This window comes from Psychrobacillus sp. FSL H8-0484 (genome assembly GCF_038005325.1).
Taxonomy (GTDB): Bacteria; Bacillota; Bacilli; order Bacillales_A; family Planococcaceae; genus Psychrobacillus.
Genome location: NZ_JBBOSZ010000001.1, coordinates 1,104,685 through 1,125,107 on the forward strand (window position 1 = coordinate 1,104,685; position 20,423 = coordinate 1,125,107).

A 20,423-nucleotide genomic window follows, 5' to 3' on the forward strand; every position below is an offset into this window, starting at 1 on the left:
GCAAACGATCCTCTTCTCCTAAAAATTCCACGGTAATGGTGTAGCTAAAGTCCATTACAAAGCAATCCGGAAATGTCTTCGAACAGGTTTTTACTTAAAGTTCGCTATGCTCTATTCTTAAGAATAAGAAAGTACAATTTTCCGTTCCATAAATTCAGTGTTTCAGATAGTTTGAGAAAAAGATTGATTCAATACTACTGTTGATTTCCGTTACAGGCGGACGCTTTCCGCGGGGTGAGTGATGAGCCATCACCGCCGCTACGCGTCCGTTGTGATGGCTCATCTGTCTCACTCATCCCGCTGGAGTCGCCGCCTTCCACTACAATCAAGTAACTGTTTTCAAATCAATCATAAAAGAAAGGACAACTAAAAGATAAGGAAGTATATAGTTTTTGAGTGCATAATGTCACTGGTACTTTGATCTATAGGAAAATGCAGTGGATTGTATACAAGGTAAGGTAGAGGGGATGAACCTGTTAGCTAGCAAGACTCTTTAGGAAGAGCATTTCTGTTAATTTTCTTCTACTGGTAAAAGAGTATATGACCAAAAAATAGTAAGCATCTATTGTATAGAGGAGCACTAGAGCGCCCGAAATTGCATCTTCGGGTGCTTCCTTTATGAGTTGGAAAGCATCTTTTCTCTCATTATCCAAAAAGACTTTAACCTTATCCATACTGTTGAAGGAGGGCGCCGGACAGATAGATGCTATAAAATTACCGAGAAAAGAGAGGGTGGTCGTGACGTCAGTCACGACCACCCACCTCTAAAAAATCAGTCGGTTATGATATAGCAACAAGTCTGTTCAAAGACCACCGAAAACGATACAAAACAGGTTTTGTATTTAGAGGGCACTTGCGCTTTTCTAATTAAACAATCGGTTTTTTCTTTTTAATCCAAACAAGCGTTATACCCCAAGAGAATAGTAAAATAATCGAGCCTATAACAAATGGAAAGTTAATATTTATATCAAAAAGTATTCCTGCTAATGCTGGTCCAATCATATTTCCTAAACTCATATAGGCATTATTCATACCTGCAGCAAATCCTTGCTCATGCCCAGCTAGCTTAGAAACAACCGTGTTTACAGCTGGTCGAATAAGTGTAGTTGCTGTTGAGAAAATAGAAGCAACCAGTAATATTAGCCAGTAACCATCTACAACGAAAAATAGCAAGAATGACAACGCTGCAATTACTAAGCTTACTAAGATTACATTCAATTCACCAAACCGTTTAAATAACTTAGAGACGACAACTGTTTGAATGATTACTCCAATGAATCCACCGACTGTTAGAACTACTGCGATATCTTGTGGTGTGTAATTGTATTTATGATCCACGTATAAAGAGAAGGTCGTTTGGAAATTGGCGATACCAAATGAGAAAACAAAGATGATGATTAACATCATAAAATAAGGTGTTTTAACTGAGTTTTTCATTTGAATTATTATGTTTTCTCGTTTTTTCTTTTCTAAAGGATTTGCGGAAACAGCATTTTTAATATCCGGCAATATGATGAATGAGACAACAGCAGAAAGAATTGCTGCTAGAGCAGCCATATAGAATGGGAAAGTTAAGCTAACTTTCGCTAAAAATCCACCTATAGCGGGTCCAATCATGAATCCAAGAGACATGGATGCGCCTAATAGTCCCATCCCTTTTCCACGGTCTTCAAATGATGTTATGTCTGCAACAAATGCCATCGTTGCCGGAATTAAAAAAGCTCCCCCAATTCCGCTAATAAAACGTGCAGCATACAGCATCCATTCATGAGTTGCCAATCCAAACCATAATTGAGAGGCAGAGAAAACTATTAAACCTACTATAATTAATTTTTTACGTCCAAATGAATCGGATAAATCTCCCGCTATAGGAGAAAATAAAAATTGGCCTAAAGCAAAGGAAGCAATAATAAATCCAAGGGCCTGACCCGCTACACCAAACGTTTCTAAATATTGAGGCATAACTGGAATAACTAGTCCGATTCCAGCCATCGCTATAAACATATTAAACATTAATATGTAAAGTGCAAATTGATTTGATTTCTTTGTCATACATTTCCAACTTTCTATAAAAAAATCTTACATATGTCTATAGATTCTATCACATTCCCTGAAGAATAAAAACTTTCGCATCACGAATTATCACTAATTGTTTATTGAACTAATTTCATAAATAGTGCTTTGTCATTAAAATACGACCATTTATCACTTTGTTGTTTGAAGCGGCAGGCGGCGACTCCAGCGGGTTGAGTGAGACAGATAAGACATCACAAACGACGCGTAGCGGCGGTGATGGCTTATTGCTCACCCCGCGGAAAGCGTCCGCCTAAAGCGGAAATCATCTATACTTAATTCCGTGAAAATATAAATTCCTTTAGTATTGTTCGTGTTTTTTCATGTAAATTGGAATGATGAAATTGATTTGTGTAGTAAGAAAAGAAAAAATTAGAATCGCCTATAAAAAGACGATTCTAATTATTAGTTTGAGCTCATCTTAAATTCTAAAAATAATTCATTGTACTTACCAAGCATTTCAAGGCCAAGATTATTGTATACCTCTAGGTTGTCCAGTTGTTCCTCAGAAGGATAAAAACGCTCATCGGAAGTAACCTCTTCATCCATTAACTCCACCGCAGCTGCATTTGGAATAGAATAACCAACATAATCTGCATTTTGAGCTGAAACTTCTGCATCTAATATGAAATTAATAAATGCATGAGCACCTTCTATATTAGCCGCTGTTTTAGGAATAACCATATTATCAAACCATAAATTCGATCCTTCTTTAGGAACAGCATAGTCAAGTTCCTCATTTTCCGACATCATATCCGCTGCTTGTCCCGACCAAGTGAGTGCTACAGCAGCTTCTTCGTTTATCATGAGCTGAGTTACTTCATCTCCAATGATTGCCTTAATATTTGGAGAAAGCTTTTTCAGTTTCTCTAATGCTTCATGTAATTCTTTTTCATTTGTTGAGTTTAACGAGTACCCTAAACTATTTAGTCCCATTCCAATAACTTCACGAGCACCATCAACTAAAAGAACTTGCCCTCTTAAAGAAGGATCCCAAAGTGTTTCCCAGCTTTCAAAAGTTTGCCCATCGAGCAATGTAGGATTAAATACAATACCTACTGTTCCCCAGAAATATGGGATCGAATATTTATTTTTGGGGTCAAATGATAAATCTAAAAAGTAAGGGTCAATATTTTTTAAGTTTGGAATCTTTGTATGATCGATCGGAAGAAGTAAATCATTTTCCTTCATTTTCTCAATTGCGTATTCAGAAGGAACCGCAATATCATACGAAGTACCACCTTGCTCTATTTTCGTCATCATTGCTTCGTTTGAGTCAAATGTTTCATACACAACACGGTAGCCTGATTCTTCTTCAAACTGAGCAATCAAATCTGGATCGATGTATTCTCCCCAGTTAAATATAGTTACTGTATCGCTACTAGCCTTACCAGAGCTTTTATCCAAATAATCATTTACTATAAACAAAACAATACAAACGATCAAGATAGCTATCGACGCTCTAAGTATGTCTTTCATTTTCGTACCCCCATTCCGATAGGGTTTTTCCCGCGTTGGCTTATGAAGTAATAACCTACAACGAGAACAAGTGTAACGATAAATATTATGCCGGATAATGCATTAATCGTTAGAGTGATGCCTGCACGTGCCATCGAGTATATTTCAACAGAAAGTGTGCTAAAACCATTTCCTGTTACAAAAAAGGTTACTGCAAAATCATCCAAGGAATACGTAAGTGCTAGAAAGAAACCTGCAAAAATTCCCGGTTTGATAAATGGAATAATAACGCGTGTTAATATATCTCTTTTAGTCGCACCTAAGTCAGCGGCCGCGTCTATTAATGAGCTATTCATTTCTTGCAGCTTAGGTAATACCATAAGCACAACGATTGGAATACTAAAAGCAATATGTGAAATTAAAACGGATGCAAATCCAAGTTTCACTCCAATCATCGTAAATAAGATTAAGAAAGAAGCACCGATTACAACATCAGGACTTACGATTAATACATTATTTAACGATAATATGGAATTACGTAGCGATTTGTTACGCATGTAAACGATACCGAGCGAACCAAATACTCCAATTATTGTAGATAGTAGTGCCGAAAGAAGTGCTACTATCACTGTATTAATAAGAATCATCATAAGTCGTGTATCCGAAAACACAGCAGCGTAATGTTCTAGCGTGAAAGATTCAAAATCATTCATGCTGCCGCCACTATTGAAAGAGTAAAAGATTAAATAAAAAATAGGAGCATACAAAATGACAAAAACAAGGGCTAAATACAGTTTCGCTGTTCTACTAGTTTTTTCCATTAGAAGTAGCCCCCTTATCTCTCTGACCAGTAATAATCATAATAATGACCATGAATATAATTAAGAACACGGCAATTGTTGAACCCATTCCCCAGTTCTGAGTGACTAAAAATTGTTGCTCAATAGCAGTACCTAGTGTAATTACTTTGTTCCCCGCAATTAATCGCGTAATCATAAATAGCGAAAGGGAAGGAATGAATACCGCTTGAATTCCAGCCTTAACCCCATTTACTGTTAATGGGAAAATAACCTTTGAAAAGGTTGTCCAACTGGAAGCACCTAAATCTCTACTCGCATCGATTAACGAGGGGTTTAATTTATCAAGAGAGTTAAAGATAGGTAAGATCATAAATGGAATGAAAATATAAACAGATACAAAAATAAAACTAAAGTCTGTAAATAATATTTGTGTCTCCTTCATACCAAAAACATTTAAAAATGCATTAACCGGTCCGTACAATCCAAAAATTCCAATGAATGCATACGTTTTTAAAAGTAAGTTAATCCAAGATGGAATAATGATTAGTAATAACCATAACTGTTTATGTCTTGTTTTTGTCAGTAGATAAGCAGTTGGGTATGCCACAAATAATGAAAACAGAGTAATAAGAAATGCATACCAGAACGAACTAAGAGTTAACTTTAAATAGACAGAAGTAAAGAAGTTTTTATAATTGTCTAATGTGAAATTACCGCTTAAATCGAAAAAAGAATAATAGGTGATCAAAGCAATTGGAGCAATTACAAACAGAACAATCCAAACAAAATAAGGTATTAAATAAAACCTCTTCGTATTTTTAGTTTGCATAAGCGTCTTCTCCATAAGACTCAAGTCGCTTATCAAATTCTTCTTCTGTTTCATTTAGACGCATAACATGAATAGCTTCTGGGTCAAAGTTTAGCCCGATAAGTTCTCCAACATCTGCTTTTTTTGTAGAATGAACAAGCCATTCATTTCCTTCATCGTCATAAGTAGAAAGTTCGTAGTGAACTCCTCTAAATAACTGTGTATCTACTTTAACCTTCATTTTTCCATTCTCAACTGTAGTAATTTCTAAGTCTTCAGGGCGAATGACAACATCTATTTTTTCATTTGGATTAAGCCCTTGATCGACACATTCGAATTCTTTTCCACCGATATGTATACGGAAGTCGGCTACCATTGTTCCAGAAACGATATTAGATTCTCCAATAAAATCTGCGACAAATCGGTTAATTGGTTCATCGTAAATATCCATTGGAGTTCCACTTTGCTCGATATTACCAGCGTTTAAAACGAAGATTTCATCAGACATAGCCAGTGCTTCTTCTTGGTCATGTGTAACAAAAATAAAAGTCTTGCCAAGTCTTTGTTGAAGCTCGCGAAGCTCATATTGCATTTCAGAACGCAGTTTTAAGTCTAGAGCTGAAAGTGGCTCATCTAGTAAAATGATTTCAGGATCATTTACGATTGCGCGGGCAATTGCTACACGTTGTCTTTGACCACCCGACATTTCGGCAATTTCTCTATTTTCATATCCACTTAAGTTGACAAACTCGAGAGCTTCTAAAACTTTTTGTTCAATCTCTTTTTTTCCTAATTTTTTTATACGAAGGCCAAATGCTATATTTTCAAAAACATTTAAGTGAGGAAATAAGGCATAGTCCTGAAATACTGTATTAACTTGTCTTTCGTTTGCGGGTACATTATTTATTAATTTCCCATTGAAATAAATGCTTCCACTTGATGGCTGCATAAAGCCTGCAATTAATCGCAAAATGGTCGTTTTTCCACAACCAGATGGTCCTAGTAAAGTGTAGAATTTACCACGTTCTAACTCAAAGTTAATATTTTTTAAAACAGTAGTTTCTTCATCATAGTTTTTTGTCACATTCTCGAAACGAATAATAGGTGTCTCTGTCATAATAAACCTCCAATATTTATTTTAGGGATCTTTTAAACGATCATGCATGCAGTTACCTGCCGAAAATCCGGATTTTGTAGGAACTATTTGCTGTATTTAATTTAAGAGAATTTAGCGCGACACATAAGACTCCTACGGGAAAGCGAATGCCAAAGTGCTAAATTCTCTTAGCGGTTATTTGATAGATAATTTATTAGAATTCAGTACCCTCTAATTTAACAGAGCCTATTTGATAAGTAAGTAACAGCTTTTTACAATTATCTATCTATTCCACAATCGCCTACGCTTTTTTTATAAGTAAGAATTTGTAACGACATAAATTACTTGTGCATCTTCATCAGAACCATTTTGTAATAGATGGTGATCGGATGCATCAAAATAGAGAGATTCCCCTTTAGAAGCAAAATAATGTTGTTTACCTAGAGTTAACTCCACTTTTCCTTGTAATACAAATATAAACGTTTGGGATAGGGAGGGCTCGAACTGTTTAAATTGTCCACCTTTTCCTAAAGAAATAAGTACTGGTTCCATTTCATTTTCATTTGATTCAGATATGAGCCAGTGAAGTTTATATTTCTTTTCTTCATCTACAAAAATCGTTTGTTCTTCTTTTTCATACACAACCTTTGTTCGAGCCTGTTCGTCATCAAAAAAGTCTTTTGGTTTAGAACCCAGCACATTTAAAATAGAAAAAAGCGTTTCAATGGAAGGTGAGTTAATATCTCTTTCTAATTGAGAAATAAATCCTTTACTTAAATCAGTTCTTTCACCTAATTCTTCTTGGGTTAATCCTTTTTCCAAACGTAATCTTTTAATTTTTTTGCCTATTTGCATAATTATAAGGCTCCTTCTAAATAAGATGCAGAGCTATTTTATAAAATAAAGTTTATTTTAACACAACTTTAAGTTTACTTTAACAACTTATATGAATTATTTTAAAAAAAATTTTTCCAATTGGATTTTTAGCAGGGGGCAGTTATTTGGGTGATGCATAAACTAAATGTGGACGAAAGGAAAAGGGGAGAAATGAATGCGCTTAAGAGAGGAGTTACCCGAGTTTTCTCGGACTACTCAATGGATGAATGGAAATGTAACAAAGTTGAATTTAATAGGAGAGGTTCCTATTCTAGTCCACTTTTGGTCAGTGAGTTGCCATGTTTGTGAAGGGGCATTTAAAATCATTAATGATTGGAAAAGAATTTATGGTGATAATTTTAAGCTCGTTGGAGTGCATATGCCTAGGTCAATAGAGGATGTTAATAATCGCCTTATCCAAGCGAAGGCTTTTCAAATGAATATGACCAACCCAATCTGTCTAGATCATAATTTAGAGATTACACAAAAATATCAAAATCGAGTAGTTCCAACTTATTATTTGTTTGATAAGCAAGGATTATTACGACATATCCAATCTGGAGAGCTTGGATTGAAAATGTTAGAAAAACGTTTAGTGCTTCTTATGAATGAATCAAAAAAATATTAGGAAGAACCATTTTTTGTTCTTAATACTTCTACGGCAACTCTTCGCAGAAAGAACTATGTTGTGTTAAACTAGGTGCATTGGATTTCTAGGAGGCTAGTGTATGCATAAAGAATTTGTTGTAATTGGATTAGGTCGATTTGGAGGAAGTATTGTAAAAGAATTAGTCGATCAAGGCGCGGATGTAATGGCGATAGACAAAGTGTCTGAACGCGTAGACGCATTTGCTTCCATCGCACGGCAAGCAGTTGTAGCGGATACAACAGATGAAACTGTCTTGAAGTCTCTTGGTATTCGAAATTTTGAGCATGTGATTGTTGCTATTGGAGATGATATTCAATCCAGTATTTTAACTACTTTAATGCTAAAAGAAATTGGCGTGAAGAAAATTACGGTGAAAGCACAAAATGATTATCATGAAAAAGTACTTCGTAAAATTGGTGCAGATAAAGTTGTACATCCCGAACGAGACATGGGGATCCGTATCGCGAATAATATAATATCTAACAATGTGCTTGACTACCTGGAACTTTCTGATGAGCATTCAATTATGGAAATAATAGCAAATGAGAAAATTGCCGGACACTCTATTATAGATTTAGATATACGTGCAAAGTATGGAATTAATATTGTTGCAGTTAAACGAGGAAATAACATTAATGTCTCTCCACAAGCAGATGAACAGCTTCAGTTAAACGATGTACTTATTATCATTGGGGCGGATGTAGATATTAATCGTTTCGAAAAGAAAGTGCTCTCCTAAAGAAAAATGCCAGAAGGAACTATATTCCTCTGGCATTTTTTTATTTTTATACTTCCATAATAATAGGTAGTATCATCGGGCGACGCTTTGTTTTTTCATATAAATAAGGGCTCAAAACATCTGTAATTTCATTTTTCAGCTCAGACCAATCAATTGGTTTATCTTGAAGTGTGAAACGTAGATGTTTATTTAACATTTGCTGTGCTTCATTAATCATTGTACCGGATTCACGCATATAAACGAATCCGCGTGAGATAATATCTGGACCAGAAACTATTTTCTTTCTTTCCATGTCTGCACTCACGACGACAATTACTAACCCTTCTTCAGATAAAATACGACGATCTCTTAAAACGATATTACCAATATCACCAATTCCACTTCCATCGATATATACATCTCCAGAAGGAATACGACCTGCTACATGGGCCTCATTAGCACTTAGAGCAAGAACATCTCCATTCTCCATAATAAATGTATTGTCAGGAGCTACATCACAATCGACAGCTAGCTCTGTATGAATTTTTAACATACGGTACTCGCCGTGAATTGGCATAAAGAATTTCGGTTTCATCAATCGGAGCATCAGTTTTTGTTCTTCTTGAGAACCATGACCAGAGGTATGAATATTATTCAAAGAACCATGTATTACTTCTGCTCCTGCACGGAATAGTAAGTTAATCGTACGATTAACACTTGCTCTATTACCTGGGATTGGAGAAGAAGAAAAGACTACAGTATCTCCTGGTTGAATCTGAATTTGACGATGTGTACCATTTGCAATTCTGGATAGAGCTGCCATTGGTTCACCTTGACTTCCTGTACAAAGTATTAATACTTCGTTTGCAGGTAATCGATTTAGAGCACTCACATCAACAAATGTTTCTTTTGGAGCTGTAATATAACCAAGCTCACGTCCAATTGTAATGGCATTATCCATACTGCGACCAAATACAGCAATTTTACGATTGTGTTGTACTGCAGAATCTGTTACTTGTTGTAGTCTATGAATATTAGATGCAAAAGTAGCAAAGATAATGCGGCCATTCACTTTACGGAAAATGGAATCCATACTTTCTCCAACTTTGCGTTCAGACATGGTGAAATTAGGAATTTCCGCATTTGTACTATCTGAAAGTAAACATAGAACTCCATCACGGCCAATTTCAGCCATTTTAGTTAAGTTTGCTGGCTCTCCAACTGGTGTAAAATCGAACTTGAAATCCCCAGTGTGAACAATATTTCCTGGTGGTGTTTTAACAACAATTCCATAAGCATCAGGTATACTATGTGTAGTTCTAAAGAAACTCACGGCTGTTTTTCTAAATTTAATCACATCAGCTTCTTCTATTACATGCATTTTCGTTTGTCGAAGTAAGCCATGTTCTTCTAATTTATTTCGTAATAAACCAAGAGCTAGTTTACCACCATAAACGGGTACATTAAGTTGTTTAAGTAAGTATGGTATCCCACCAATATGATCTTCGTGACCATGAGTGATAAATAGCCCTTTAATTTTATCCACGTTTTTCACTAAGTAAGTGTAATCTGGAATAACATAGTCTATTCCTAATAGATCGTCTTCAGGAAATTTTATCCCTGCATCTATTAAAATAATCTCATCTTGAAATTGAACACCATAAGTGTTTTTGCCGATTTCGCCTAGTCCGCCGAGGGCGAAAACCGCAGTTTGATCATTTTTTACAAATTTCATAGGTTATATCTTCTCTACTTTAAAATTCGGGCTTGCTTGTTCGTACTCTAAATGACTACCTTCAAGCAACTGAATTAGTTCGATATTATATTTACGATCTTTTAGCAGAGAACGGACTTCACGCTCTGAATCTGCTTCAACGTATAGACTCTTAGTGTTTTCGCGAACTGGTACCTCTAGTGCATTTTCTTGATAATAAACTTTAAAAATCATTTTATACTCTCCTTTTTCACGTTCAAAATAAATCAATTCTCTTTATATTATCACGCTACTTCTTTAAAATAAAGAAAAGCCCTTCATTTTTTGAAGGGCACTGAATTTAAGCGATTGTTTTTTTTCTGAGTATTCCGCCGAGCCGTCTCAACCATTTCCTTTTAAGGCGCTTCAACATGGCACTTCACTCCTTATTACTTAGTATATACAAAATATTATATTGTGTAAAGGGATTTTACTGAAAAGTCAAATAATTCGCATTTTAGATAGGGGATTTTTTTATGGTGAATAAAGTATTATTTTTCGATATTGATGGAACTATTTTAGATAGTAATAAAAACATTCCGACTGGTGTGGAAGAATCTATTGATAAAGCAAGAAGAAATGGCCATGAAGTAGTGATTGCAACTGGTAGGTCCCCATTTACCGCACAATCAATTTTAGAACAACTAAAAATAGATTCTTTTATATGTTACAATGGGCAAATTGTGCAGTTTCAAGGGGAGATTATACATAAAGGGATAATCGATAAAAGCGAACTTCAGGATTTAACCGAATTTGCTACTGAACGAGAGCAACCATTAGTGTACATGGACAGTGATGAAATGGTTTCTAATTTACCTGATCATCATGATGTGGTGGAAAGTATTTCAACATTAAAAATAAAGTTTCCTCGTAAAGGTGAAAATTTCTTTTTAACAAATGATATTCACCAAGCGCTTATTTTTTGTGATGTAGAAGAACAAAAGGTATACGAACAAGCATTTCCGAGGTTAAAGTTTGTCCGTTGGCATCGAGTATCCTGTGACGTGCTTCCTAAGGAAGTCTCCAAAGCAACTGGAATTGAAAAACTATTAACACATATACGGAAAACAAAGGAAGACGCGGTAGCATTTGGAGATGGATTAAATGATGTAGAAATGCTTCAATATGTAGGTACTGGAGTAGCAATGGGTAACTCAGTACAGGAATTAAAAGAACATGCTTCCTTTGTAACGGACCATGTATCAGAAAACGGATTAACAAATGCCCTGAAGCATTTAAAGCTAATTTAAAGGAGTCTTTTATGAACGAAATGACAAACAAATCTATACTGATCTATGGTGATGCATTTGTAGATTATATAGCAAAAGACCAAAGAAACATGGAATTTACGATGTTTTTAGGTGGAGCTACAGTAAATGTTGCAGCAGGAATTGCTAGACTAGGAGCAGCATCTTCTATTATTACTGTTTTAGGAGATGATGAAACTTCGGAGTTTGTAAAAAATGAGCTCGATTCCGAAGGGGTGGATTTAACATATGCTCAAGTCGTTCCTGAAAAACGAGTAAGTGGGGTATATGTTCATTTAACGGAGGATAACGACCGAATCTTTCATTCGTATGTGGATGAAACGCCTAATATTCAGGTTGATTTTTCTTCATTGAACAATGATGCATTCCAACAATCCTCCGTTTTTCATTTTTGCTCAGGGACTTTATTTCACCCATCTGCACATAAAACTACAAATGCTATAGTGGAGCAATTTAATCAAGCAAATGTTTATTTGTCGTTTGATGCAAATATTCGACCATTAAGATGGGAAAGTGAAGAAGTTTGTAGAAACACTATTCGTTCATTTTTTAATTCTGTAGATTTATTGAAGCTAACAGATGAAGAACTTTTCTTTTTGACTGAAACAGAGTCATTAGAAGAAGGACTTAAGCAGCTTCGTCCATATCATATTCCGACTATCCTGGTTACAGTAGGAGAAGATGGTACTTTTGCAGTGATTGACGATGAACTAATACATATTAAAGTGGAAAAAGTAGTACCAGTGGACACGACAGGTGCAGGAGATGCCTTTATGGCAGGTATTCTTTCAAGCATTTACTTAAAAGGAAAGCCAAAAACAAAAGAAGAATGGATTGACTACATTTCTTTTGGTAATAGACTTGGAGCAATCTGTGCGACAAAAATTGGAGCACTCTCTGCAATGCCAAGATTATCGGATCTAGATTAAAGAAAAGGGGCTGTCCAATAAGCCCGTAAATTGAAGCAGGTGTAGAAATTTTTCTACACCTGTTTTTTTGTATACTTTTTATTAAACTACTATTTTTTGTAGGCAATTGATTGTAGTAGAAGACGGCGACTCCAGCGGGAATAGCAAATGTTTTCTGCACCGAAAGCGAAGCGGCAGGTGCATGAGCTGAAGGCCCCACAGGAGCTAACAAAGGAACAAAGGCTAAGAACGCCACCTCGTGTGGCAACGCCTTTGTGACCAACATCGTGTTGGCCTGAGGAGACTGAAGCCATGCCCGCGGAAAGCGTCCGTCTGGAACGGAAATCAATACATTGGAAAAGGGAGCATCTCTCAGTAACTATATGACTTTAGGGACAACCCCTTTTGTTTATTTTTTATCATAAGGAGCAGCATCTGGAATTTCCGCATAAGGATTTACTTTATTTATATGATCGTAAAACATGATCCCATTTAAATGATCTAATTCATGTTGAAATGCAATAGCTGTTAGACCTTTTAAGCGTTTCTTAAAAGGAGTTCCATCTGGATAAAAGCCGGTTGCTGTAATACGTGAATATCTAGGAACATATCCTTCAATTACTTCATCTACTGATAAACAGCCTTCACCAGCAGAAATATACGTTTTTTCCACGGAGTGACTAATTATTTTGGGGTTTACAGCTACAAAACTAACTTCATTATCATCTTCATCAGTTAAATGAAGTGCGAACATTCTTTTTTCAGCGTTTACCTGTGGAGCAGCAATCCCAATACCAGGGCGTATTTTGTATTTCTCCACCAACTCATCGTCTTGACTATTTATTACATATTCTAATAAGTCATTAGCAAGTTTTTTATCATCTTCCGATAAAGGGAATGTCATTTCAAGTGTTTTCTTACGTAGAGTGGGATGGCCATCTCTAATGATATCTTGCATTAAAATCATTCTAATCGTCCTTTCGAATTTCATATTACTATTATAACGAATAATGAACATTTACTAAACAAAAAGAGAAAAATGGTCAGTTGATATTACCAACTATAACTATTATAGTTGAAATGAATATAGGAGGATAAGAAATGAAAATAATCAAATATTTTGTACCCGTATGCATGGTTTTACTCCTTTCTGCATGTACTTTAGGGGAAAAAACAGAAGAAAAATTGTCTAACATCCTATCGGAAACCTATGAATTAGAATCTGATTACAGAGATGTACAAAAGCTATTAGCAGAAACAGAATTAAAAGAGCAAGCTAATTTTCAAAGTATGATGGAACTTACTAAAGATCAAAAGGAAGAATTAACGGTTCAGGTGGAGGAAACAGCTAAACTGTTGGAAGAAAGATTAGTATTAGTAGAAAAAGAAAAAGCTGCAATTCACCAAGCGTCAGATAAATTGGCAGATTTTAAAGTACTAATTTCTGAGACAAAAGAAGAATCAGAGAAAGCAAGCATTGAACAAGTGGAAGAAGCATTAAAAAATAGATATGATGCATATGATAATTTAACAGTGCAATATACTACTCTTGCTGACTTACAAGAAAATTTATATAACATGTTAATAGAAGAAGATGTGGAAATAAGCTCTATTCAAGAACAAGTGATGGTAGTGAATAAGCAAAATGAAGTGGTGCAACAAGCGGTACAAAATTTTAATGATTTGACCGCTAAGCTTAATCAAGTGAAGGAAGAAGTTTTTACTTCTTTGCAAACAGAAAATAAATAAGCTTAAAGCAGCACTTTATGGTGCTCTTTAAGCTTGACGACAAAAGTATTTTTATAAATGGTTATGAATAATAATATCAATAAATATTCCTAAAGAGGTTACTTTATCCAAATAAAAGTAAAGATAGTGGATATCTTTAAGGAATTGTTTATAAGGCAAGGACCACCACGAAGACTCCTGTGGGAACAGCTTGAGCAGAAGACCCCGCAGGAACGCTTGAGGAAGGAAGACTAAGAATGCCGCGTCCTGCTCCTGCGCAAAGCTCGTCGCAAAAGAACTTTTGCGGCAACGCCTTCATGACCAACCTCGTGTTGGCACGAGGCTGAAGCCAGGCCCACGGAAAGCGAAGTGGTAGTCCTTGCCGAATTTAATATACAACTCTAGCCACAAAAATTGAGTTTGTCTACAGTCTGAAAGCAGCCCCTTTATGGGGCTTCTTTTTTTATGATTCTACTAATCTGATATAGTACAGACATAATTTATCTATAGTACAGAATTTAGTATTTCTAATATTCTTTCAAAAAAAACGTTTATTTCATATGATTGACCATAGATTTATTCTTGAGTATACTAAGAGTGAAATGTTGTTGTATTACTTTATAAGTTAAGAATTTTAATACAGAAGAAAAGGAGAGTTGCTATTATGGCTGCAAAAAAAGTACCGCAGTTGGATCCAATGAAAACGCTTCACGAGATTGAAGAAAAGTTTGAAATGTTCCAGATTTTAAACGAAGAAGGGGAAATTGTTAATGAACAAGCCAACCCTAACTTATCGGATGAAGAACTCGTAGAATTAATGAACCGAATGGTGTATACACGAATTTTAGACCAACGATCTATTTCTTTAAACCGTCAAGGACGTCTAGGATTTTACGCACCTACGGCAGGTCAAGAAGCATCTCAGCTTGCATCCCAATTTGCTCTAGAAAAAGAAGATTTTATCTTACCAGGTTACCGTGATGTGCCGCAAATCGTTTGGCATGGTTTACCTTTATGGCAAGCATTTTTATTTTCTCGTGGTCATTTCATGGGGAACCAAATTCCAGAAGGTGTAAATGTATTCCCTCCACAAATCATTATTGGTGCACAGTTCATTCAAGCTGCTGGAGTAGCGCTTGGTATGCAAAAGCGTGGTAAGAAGGCGATTGCAATTACGTACACAGGTGATGGAGGATCGTCACAAGGTGATTTCTACGAAGGTATCAACTTTGCAGGTGCTTTCCGAGTTCCAGCAGTATTTATAGTACAAAACAATCAATTCGCTATTTCAACACCTCGTGAATTACAAACTGCAGCAAAAACAATAGCTCAAAAAGGTATTGCGGCTGGAATTCCAAGTGTTTTGGTAGATGGAATGGATCCTTTAGCGGTTTACGCTGCTACGAAGGACGCTAGAGATCGTGCAATTAATGGAGAAGGCCCAAGCTTAATCGAAGCAGTTTGTTACCGTTATGGTCCACATACGATGGCTGGTGATGATCCAACTCGTTACCGTACATCTGAAACAGATTCAGCATGGGAAAAGAAAGACCCATTAGTTCGTTTCCGTAAATACCTAGAAACTAAAGGTATTTGGAATGAAGAAAAAGAAGCTGCAATAATTGAAAAAGCAAAAGAAGAAATTAAAGAAGCAATTAAAAAAGCAGATGCTGCTCCAAAACAAAAAGTAACTGACTTAATTAATATTATGTATGAAGAAAATCCATATAACTTAGATGAGCAATTAGCTTACTATACAGAGAAGGAGTCGAAGTAACCGATGGCACAAATGACGATGATTCAAGCAATTACGGATGCACTCCGTACTGAGCTTAAAAATGATGAAAACGTTCTAGTTTTCGGTGAAGACGTTGGCGTTAACGGCGGTGTATTCCGTGCAACTGAAGGGTTACAAAAAGAATTCGGAGAAGACAGAGTATTCGATACACCTCTAGCTGAATCTGGTATTGGTGGATTAGCTGTTGGTCTATCGTTACAAGGTTTCCGTCCAGTTCCTGAAATTCAGTTCTTTGGATTTGTATTTGAAGTAATGGATTCTATTGCTGGTCAACTTGCTCGTATGCGTTTCCGTACAGGTGGAGCATTTAATGCACCAGTAACTATTCGTTCTCCATTTGGTGGGGGCGTTCATACTCCAGAAATGCATGCAGATAGTTTAGAGCTTCTAATGACTTCTACACCTGGTGTAAAAGTGGTTATTCCTTCTACACCTTACGATGCAAAAGGTTTATTGATCTCTGCTATTCGAGATAATGACCCAGTAATTTATCTAGAGCATATGAAACTATACCGTTCTTTCCGTGGAGAAGTTCCAGAAGAAGAGTATACAATTCCTCTTGGAAAAGCTGATGTAAAACGTGAAGGATCAGATTTAACCATTATTGCATATGGTGCAATGGTGCATGAGAGTTTGAAAGCAGCAGAAGAGTTAGAAAAAGAAGGTCATTCGGTAGAAGTTGTGGATTTACGTACAATTCAACCGTTAGATATTGAAACGATTATCGCTTCAGTAGAAAAAACAAATCGTGCAATTGTTGTACAAGAAGCGCAAAAACAAGCTGGTATAGCTGCAAACGTAGTAGCAGAGATTACAGAAAGAGCTATATTAAGTTTAGAAGCTCCTGTGTTACGAGTAACTGCTGCTGATACAGTATTCCCATTCTCTCAAGCAGAAACTGTTTGGTTACCTAATTCTAAGGATATAGTAGAAACAGCTAAAAAAGTTTTAACGTTCTAATTTTAAACTCACTATAGAAAGGGTGAAAACTATGTCGTTTGAATTTCGATTACCGGATATCGGTGAAGGTATCCATGAAGGCGAAATCGTTAAATGGTTTGTAAAAGCTGGTGATGAAGTACAAGAAGATGATATATTATGTGAAGTACAAAATGATAAAGCTGTTGTAGAAATTCCTTCTCCCGTAAAAGGAAAAGTAACGGAAGTATTAGTAAGTGAAGGAACAGTAGCAGTAGTGGGAGATATACTGATTAAGTTAGATGCTCCTGGGTATGAGGACCTTAAGTTTAAAGGAGATCATAACGAAGAAGAAAAAACAGAAGCACAAGTTCAAGCAACTGCAGAAGCTGGTCAAAAGATCGAAAAAGAAGCTGTGGAAGCGCCTAAACAATCCGAAGTTTCTAATAAAGAAGTGAAAAAAGAGTCCAAACAAGAACCTAAAGGGGACACACGTGTCATAGCGATGCCTTCTGTTCGTAAATTTGCTCGTGAAAACGAAGTAAATATTACGGATGTAAACGGTTCAGGGAAAAATGGTCGAATTTTAAAAGAAGATATTGAATCATTCTTATCTGGTGGTCAAAAATCTGCCGAAGTTTCTGCTCCAACAGAGGTTAAAGAAACAACAAATGAAACGAAGATAGAAGAAAAAACATCTGCACCAGTTTCATTGGAAGGTGAATTCCCAGAAACAAGGGAAAAACTATCTCCAATGCGTAAGGCAATTGCAAAAGCAATGGTACATTCTAAACATACTGCACCTCATGTAACACTAATGGATGAAGTAGATGTAACAGAGCTAGTAGCACATCGTAAAAAGTTCAAAGATATTGCTGCTGAGAAAAACATTAAGTTAACATACTTACCTTATGTGGTAAAAGCGCTTGTGAGTGCATTACGAGAGTTCCCGCAATTCAATACATCGTACGACGATGCAACAAATGAAGTAATTCAAAAACACTATTTTAACATTGGTATTGCAGCGGATACAGAAAAAGGACTATTAGTTCCTGTTATTAAAAATGCAGATCGCAAATCTGTATTTGCTATTTCAGATGAAATTAATGCACTTGCAACTAAAGCACGTGATGGTAAATTATCTTCTGCTGAAATGAAGGGCGCGTCTTGCTCTATAACGAATATTGGTTCAGCTGGAGGTCAATGGTTTACGCCAGTTATCAACCATCCAGAAGTTGCAATTCTAGGAATTGGTCGAATTTCAGAAAAACCAGTAATAAAAAATGGTGAAATTGTAGCGGCTCCTGTGTTAGCATTATCCTTGAGCTTTGATCATCGAATGATCGATGGTGCGACTGCGCAACATGCGTTGAACCATATGAAACGTTTGCTTAGCAGTCCAGAATTATTATTAATGGAGGCGTAAAAAATGGTAGTAGGAGATTTCCCGATTGAAACAGATACTTTAGTAATTGGTTCAGGTCCCGGAGGATATGTAGCTGCAATTCGTGCCGCACAAACAGGACAAAAAGTTGTAGTAGTTGAAAAAGAACATATCGGTGGAGTGTGCTTAAACGTAGGTTGTATTCCTTCCAAAGCATTGATTTCTGTTGGCCATCGTTTTGAACAAGCAAAACATGCGGATGAAATGGGTATTACAGCAACTGACGTGAAAATTGACTTTACAAAATCTCAAGCTTTCAAAGATAGTGTTGTAAAAAAATTAACGAGCGGTGTTTCTGGCTTATTAAAAGGAAACAATATAGAGGTCGTTAGTGGAGAAGCTTATTTTGTTGATGCAAATACAGTTCGTGTAATGGACGAAAAGTCTGCACAAACATATACATTTAAACATGCGATTATCGCAACTGGATCTCGTCCAGTAGAAATTCCAACGTTTAAATATACAAAACGTGTAATTAACTCTACAGGTGCCTTAAGTTTATCTGAGATCCCAGAAAACTTGGTAGTTATTGGCGGAGGATACATCGGTACAGAGCTAGGTTCAGCATTTGCTAACTTAGGTTCTAAAGTAACAATTATCGAAGGTGGCGACGATATTTTAGCTGGTTTCGAAAAACAAATGACGACAATAGTTAAAAAAGGCCTGAAGAAAAAAGGCGTTGAAATTGCTGTTAAAGCATCTGCTAAAGGTGTAGAAGAATCTGATAATGGCGTAGTAGTTACATATGAAGTTAGCGGAGAAGAGAAAAAAGTAGAAGCTGATTACGTATTAGTAACTGTAGGCCGTCGTCCAAATACGGATGAAATCGGATTAGAAGAATTAGGTATTAAATTTGCAGAACGCGGATTAATCGAAGTAGATAAGCAATGTCGCACAAGCATTAACAATATTTTTGCAATCGGTGATGTTGTTGCAGGTCCTCAACTTGCACATAAAGCTTCATATGAAGGTAAAGTAGCTGCTGAAGTAATTGCTGGACAAACTTCTGTTGTAGATTATTTAGCAATTCCTGCAGTTTGTTTCACAGATCCAGAATTAGCGACAGTTGGTTTATCAGAAGCGCAAGCGAAAGAACAAGGTTATGATGTTGCTGCTGGGAAATTCCCATTCGGAGCAAACGGTCGTGCACTTGCACTTAACGCTACAGAAGGTTTTGTGAAACTTGTTTCTCGTAAAGAAGACGGGTTACTTCTTGGAGCGCAAATCGTAGGACAAGGAGCTTCTGATATGATCGCTGAACTTGGTTTAGCTATTGAAGCTGGTATGACTGTTGAAGATATCGCAATGACTATTCATGCTCACCCAACTTTAGGTGAAATTGCAATGGAAGCTGCGGAAGTAGTAATGGGTCATCCAATTCACATTCTTTCAAAATAATATAAATAAAAAACTACTTGTCGCTGAATACTCTTTCAGCGATCAAGTAGTTTTTTTGTGTCTTCTGTCAAAAATGGAGTGGTCAAGCCAGCAACTAATGAGTCAACACGATCAACTAGGAATTTTGCTAAATCACGATAATCAAAATTTGTTTTGCAAAGAACAATCAATTCTACATAGCTTTTTGTTATCCCTTTTACTAACAAAATTAAATCTTTTAAATGCAAGGAGACCTTATCCCCGTAAGAACCGACTAGTAAGGTTTGTAGATGTTCATTTAGTTTCATGTCCATTTGAGTCATAACACTAAATAACTCGCGATTGTCAGGCTTTGTATTTTCTCTAAGTTGCATGAGAATAAAATCAGAGTATTTATCGATTTCTTCAAGTTGTATACATAGGAACATTTGTAACTTTTCCTTTGCAGGTATATCCATTTCAAAAACAGTAGAAATTCTTTCGGATAGCCTTTCTGAAAATAATTCAAATATACTAATTAGAAGACTTTCTTTTGATTTGAAATATATATAAAATGCACCCTTAGAAATTCCACATGCTTCTGTTATTTCTTGTACAGAAGTTGTTTCAAAGCCATTCTTTGCAATTAATTCAACTGCTTTTTCAATAATTAATAATTTTTTGTCAGGCATATTAGGACCTACTCTCTTATTAGTTGACGAATGACTGACTGGTCATTTACTATTATAAAGTATAGTGACTGATTGGTCAA

The 20,423-nt window shown here is 36.1% G+C and carries 20 protein-coding genes; 9 read left to right on the forward strand and 11 right to left on the reverse strand.

Going from position 1 to position 20,423, the window contains the following annotated elements; all coding sequences use genetic code 11:
- Nucleotides 1-476: 476 nt before the first annotated feature.
- From MHH81_RS05010 to MHH81_RS05040, 7 genes are all read right to left on the reverse strand, one after another.
- A complete protein-coding gene (locus MHH81_RS05010) occupies nt 477-752 on the reverse strand; it encodes a hypothetical protein (RefSeq protein WP_340918618.1) in 276 nt (91 codons plus the stop codon).
- Nucleotides 753-867: 115 nt separating this feature from the next.
- A complete protein-coding gene (locus tag MHH81_RS05015) occupies nt 868-2,052 on the reverse strand; it encodes an MFS transporter (RefSeq protein ID WP_340918620.1) in 1,185 nt (394 codons plus the stop codon).
- A gap of 426 nt (nt 2,053-2,478) precedes the next feature.
- On the reverse strand, nt 2,479-3,552 hold the full coding sequence (locus tag MHH81_RS05020; RefSeq protein ID WP_340918622.1) for an ABC transporter substrate-binding protein: 1,074 nt from the start codon (nt 3,550-3,552) through the stop codon (nt 2,479-2,481).
- Entirely contained in the window at nt 3,549-4,352 is an 804-nt protein-coding gene (locus MHH81_RS05025) for an ABC transporter permease (RefSeq protein ID WP_340918624.1), read from the reverse strand. The genes MHH81_RS05020 and MHH81_RS05025 overlap by 4 nt, the downstream gene beginning before the upstream one ends.
- Complete coding sequence (locus MHH81_RS05030) at nt 4,339-5,160, reverse strand: ABC transporter permease (protein WP_340918626.1); 822 nt, start codon at nt 5,158-5,160, stop codon at nt 4,339-4,341. Before MHH81_RS05030 ends, MHH81_RS05025 begins: the two co-directional genes overlap by 14 nt.
- Nucleotides 5,150-6,256 (reverse strand): ABC transporter ATP-binding protein, encoded by a 1,107-nt coding sequence (locus MHH81_RS05035; protein ID WP_340918628.1) that lies wholly within the window; start codon nt 6,254-6,256, stop codon nt 5,150-5,152. Before MHH81_RS05035 ends, MHH81_RS05030 begins: the two co-directional genes overlap by 11 nt.
- A 291-nt stretch (nt 6,257-6,547) precedes the next feature.
- Complete coding sequence (locus MHH81_RS05040; RefSeq protein ID WP_340918631.1) at nt 6,548-7,090, reverse strand: helix-turn-helix domain-containing protein; 543 nt, start codon at nt 7,088-7,090, stop codon at nt 6,548-6,550.
- Nucleotides 7,091-7,286: 196 nt separating this feature from the next.
- Here MHH81_RS05040 and MHH81_RS05045 point away from each other — a divergent pair, with 196 nt between their 5' ends.
- Both MHH81_RS05045 and MHH81_RS05050 read left to right on the forward strand, forming a co-directional pair.
- On the forward strand, nt 7,287-7,739 hold the full coding sequence (locus MHH81_RS05045; RefSeq protein ID WP_340918633.1) for a TlpA family protein disulfide reductase: 453 nt from the start codon (nt 7,287-7,289) through the stop codon (nt 7,737-7,739).
- A 100-nt stretch (nt 7,740-7,839) separates the two neighbouring features.
- Nucleotides 7,840-8,499, forward strand: a complete 660-nt coding sequence (locus MHH81_RS05050) for a potassium channel family protein (RefSeq protein WP_340918635.1) — start codon at nt 7,840-7,842, stop codon at nt 8,497-8,499.
- Nucleotides 8,500-8,545: 46 nt separating this feature from the next.
- On the opposite strand, the gene rnjA is transcribed toward MHH81_RS05050, so the two are convergent.
- The gene (rnjA, locus tag MHH81_RS05055) at nt 8,546-10,213 is read right to left on the reverse strand and encodes a ribonuclease J1 (protein WP_340918637.1); all 1,668 of its coding nucleotides are present in this window, start codon (nt 10,211-10,213) and stop codon (nt 8,546-8,548) included.
- A 3-nt stretch (nt 10,214-10,216) separates the two neighbouring features.
- Nucleotides 10,217-10,426, reverse strand: coding sequence for a DNA-dependent RNA polymerase subunit epsilon (locus MHH81_RS05060; RefSeq protein ID WP_340918639.1), 210 nt, complete (start codon nt 10,424-10,426; stop codon nt 10,217-10,219).
- Between the two features lie 281 nt (nt 10,427-10,707).
- On the opposite strand from MHH81_RS05060, the gene MHH81_RS05065 reads away from it, so the two are divergent.
- Nucleotides 10,708-11,481, forward strand: a complete 774-nt coding sequence (locus MHH81_RS05065) for a Cof-type HAD-IIB family hydrolase (RefSeq protein WP_340918641.1) — start codon at nt 10,708-10,710, stop codon at nt 11,479-11,481.
- A gap of 11 nt (nt 11,482-11,492) precedes the next feature.
- Nucleotides 11,493-12,428: a carbohydrate kinase family protein gene (locus MHH81_RS05070; protein ID WP_340918643.1), complete on the forward strand. Its 936-nt coding sequence runs from the start codon at nt 11,493-11,495 to the stop codon at nt 12,426-12,428.
- Between the two features lie 388 nt (nt 12,429-12,816).
- Here the strand turns inward: MHH81_RS05070 and def are convergent, their stop codons facing one another.
- Nucleotides 12,817-13,374: a peptide deformylase gene (gene def, locus MHH81_RS05075; protein ID WP_340918644.1), complete on the reverse strand. Its 558-nt coding sequence runs from the start codon at nt 13,372-13,374 to the stop codon at nt 12,817-12,819.
- A 134-nt stretch (nt 13,375-13,508) separates the two neighbouring features.
- On the opposite strand from def, the gene MHH81_RS05080 reads away from it, so the two are divergent.
- The 5 genes from MHH81_RS05080 (at nt 13,509) to lpdA (ending at nt 19,693) form a co-directional block, all read left to right on the forward strand.
- Nucleotides 13,509-14,156: a YkyA family protein gene (locus MHH81_RS05080; protein ID WP_340918647.1), complete on the forward strand. Its 648-nt coding sequence runs from the start codon at nt 13,509-13,511 to the stop codon at nt 14,154-14,156.
- Nucleotides 14,157-14,799: 643 nt separating this feature from the next.
- Nucleotides 14,800-15,912, forward strand: a complete 1,113-nt coding sequence (pdhA, locus tag MHH81_RS05085) for a pyruvate dehydrogenase (acetyl-transferring) E1 component subunit alpha (protein WP_340918649.1) — start codon at nt 14,800-14,802, stop codon at nt 15,910-15,912.
- A 3-nt stretch (nt 15,913-15,915) separates the two neighbouring features.
- On the forward strand, nt 15,916-16,893 hold the full coding sequence (locus tag MHH81_RS05090; protein ID WP_340918651.1) for an alpha-ketoacid dehydrogenase subunit beta: 978 nt from the start codon (nt 15,916-15,918) through the stop codon (nt 16,891-16,893).
- Nucleotides 16,894-16,924: 31 nt separating this feature from the next.
- Nucleotides 16,925-18,277 (forward strand): dihydrolipoamide acetyltransferase family protein, encoded by a 1,353-nt coding sequence (locus MHH81_RS05095; RefSeq protein WP_340918653.1) that lies wholly within the window; start codon nt 16,925-16,927, stop codon nt 18,275-18,277.
- 3 nt (nt 18,278-18,280) lie between these two features.
- The gene (gene lpdA, locus MHH81_RS05100; protein WP_340918655.1) at nt 18,281-19,693 is read left to right on the forward strand and encodes a dihydrolipoyl dehydrogenase; all 1,413 of its coding nucleotides are present in this window, start codon (nt 18,281-18,283) and stop codon (nt 19,691-19,693) included.
- Between the two features lie 35 nt (nt 19,694-19,728).
- On the opposite strand, the gene MHH81_RS05105 is transcribed toward lpdA, so the two are convergent.
- Nucleotides 19,729-20,343 (reverse strand): TetR/AcrR family transcriptional regulator, encoded by a 615-nt coding sequence (locus tag MHH81_RS05105; RefSeq protein WP_340918658.1) that lies wholly within the window; start codon nt 20,341-20,343, stop codon nt 19,729-19,731.
- Between the last annotated feature and the right edge of the window lie 80 nt (nt 20,344-20,423).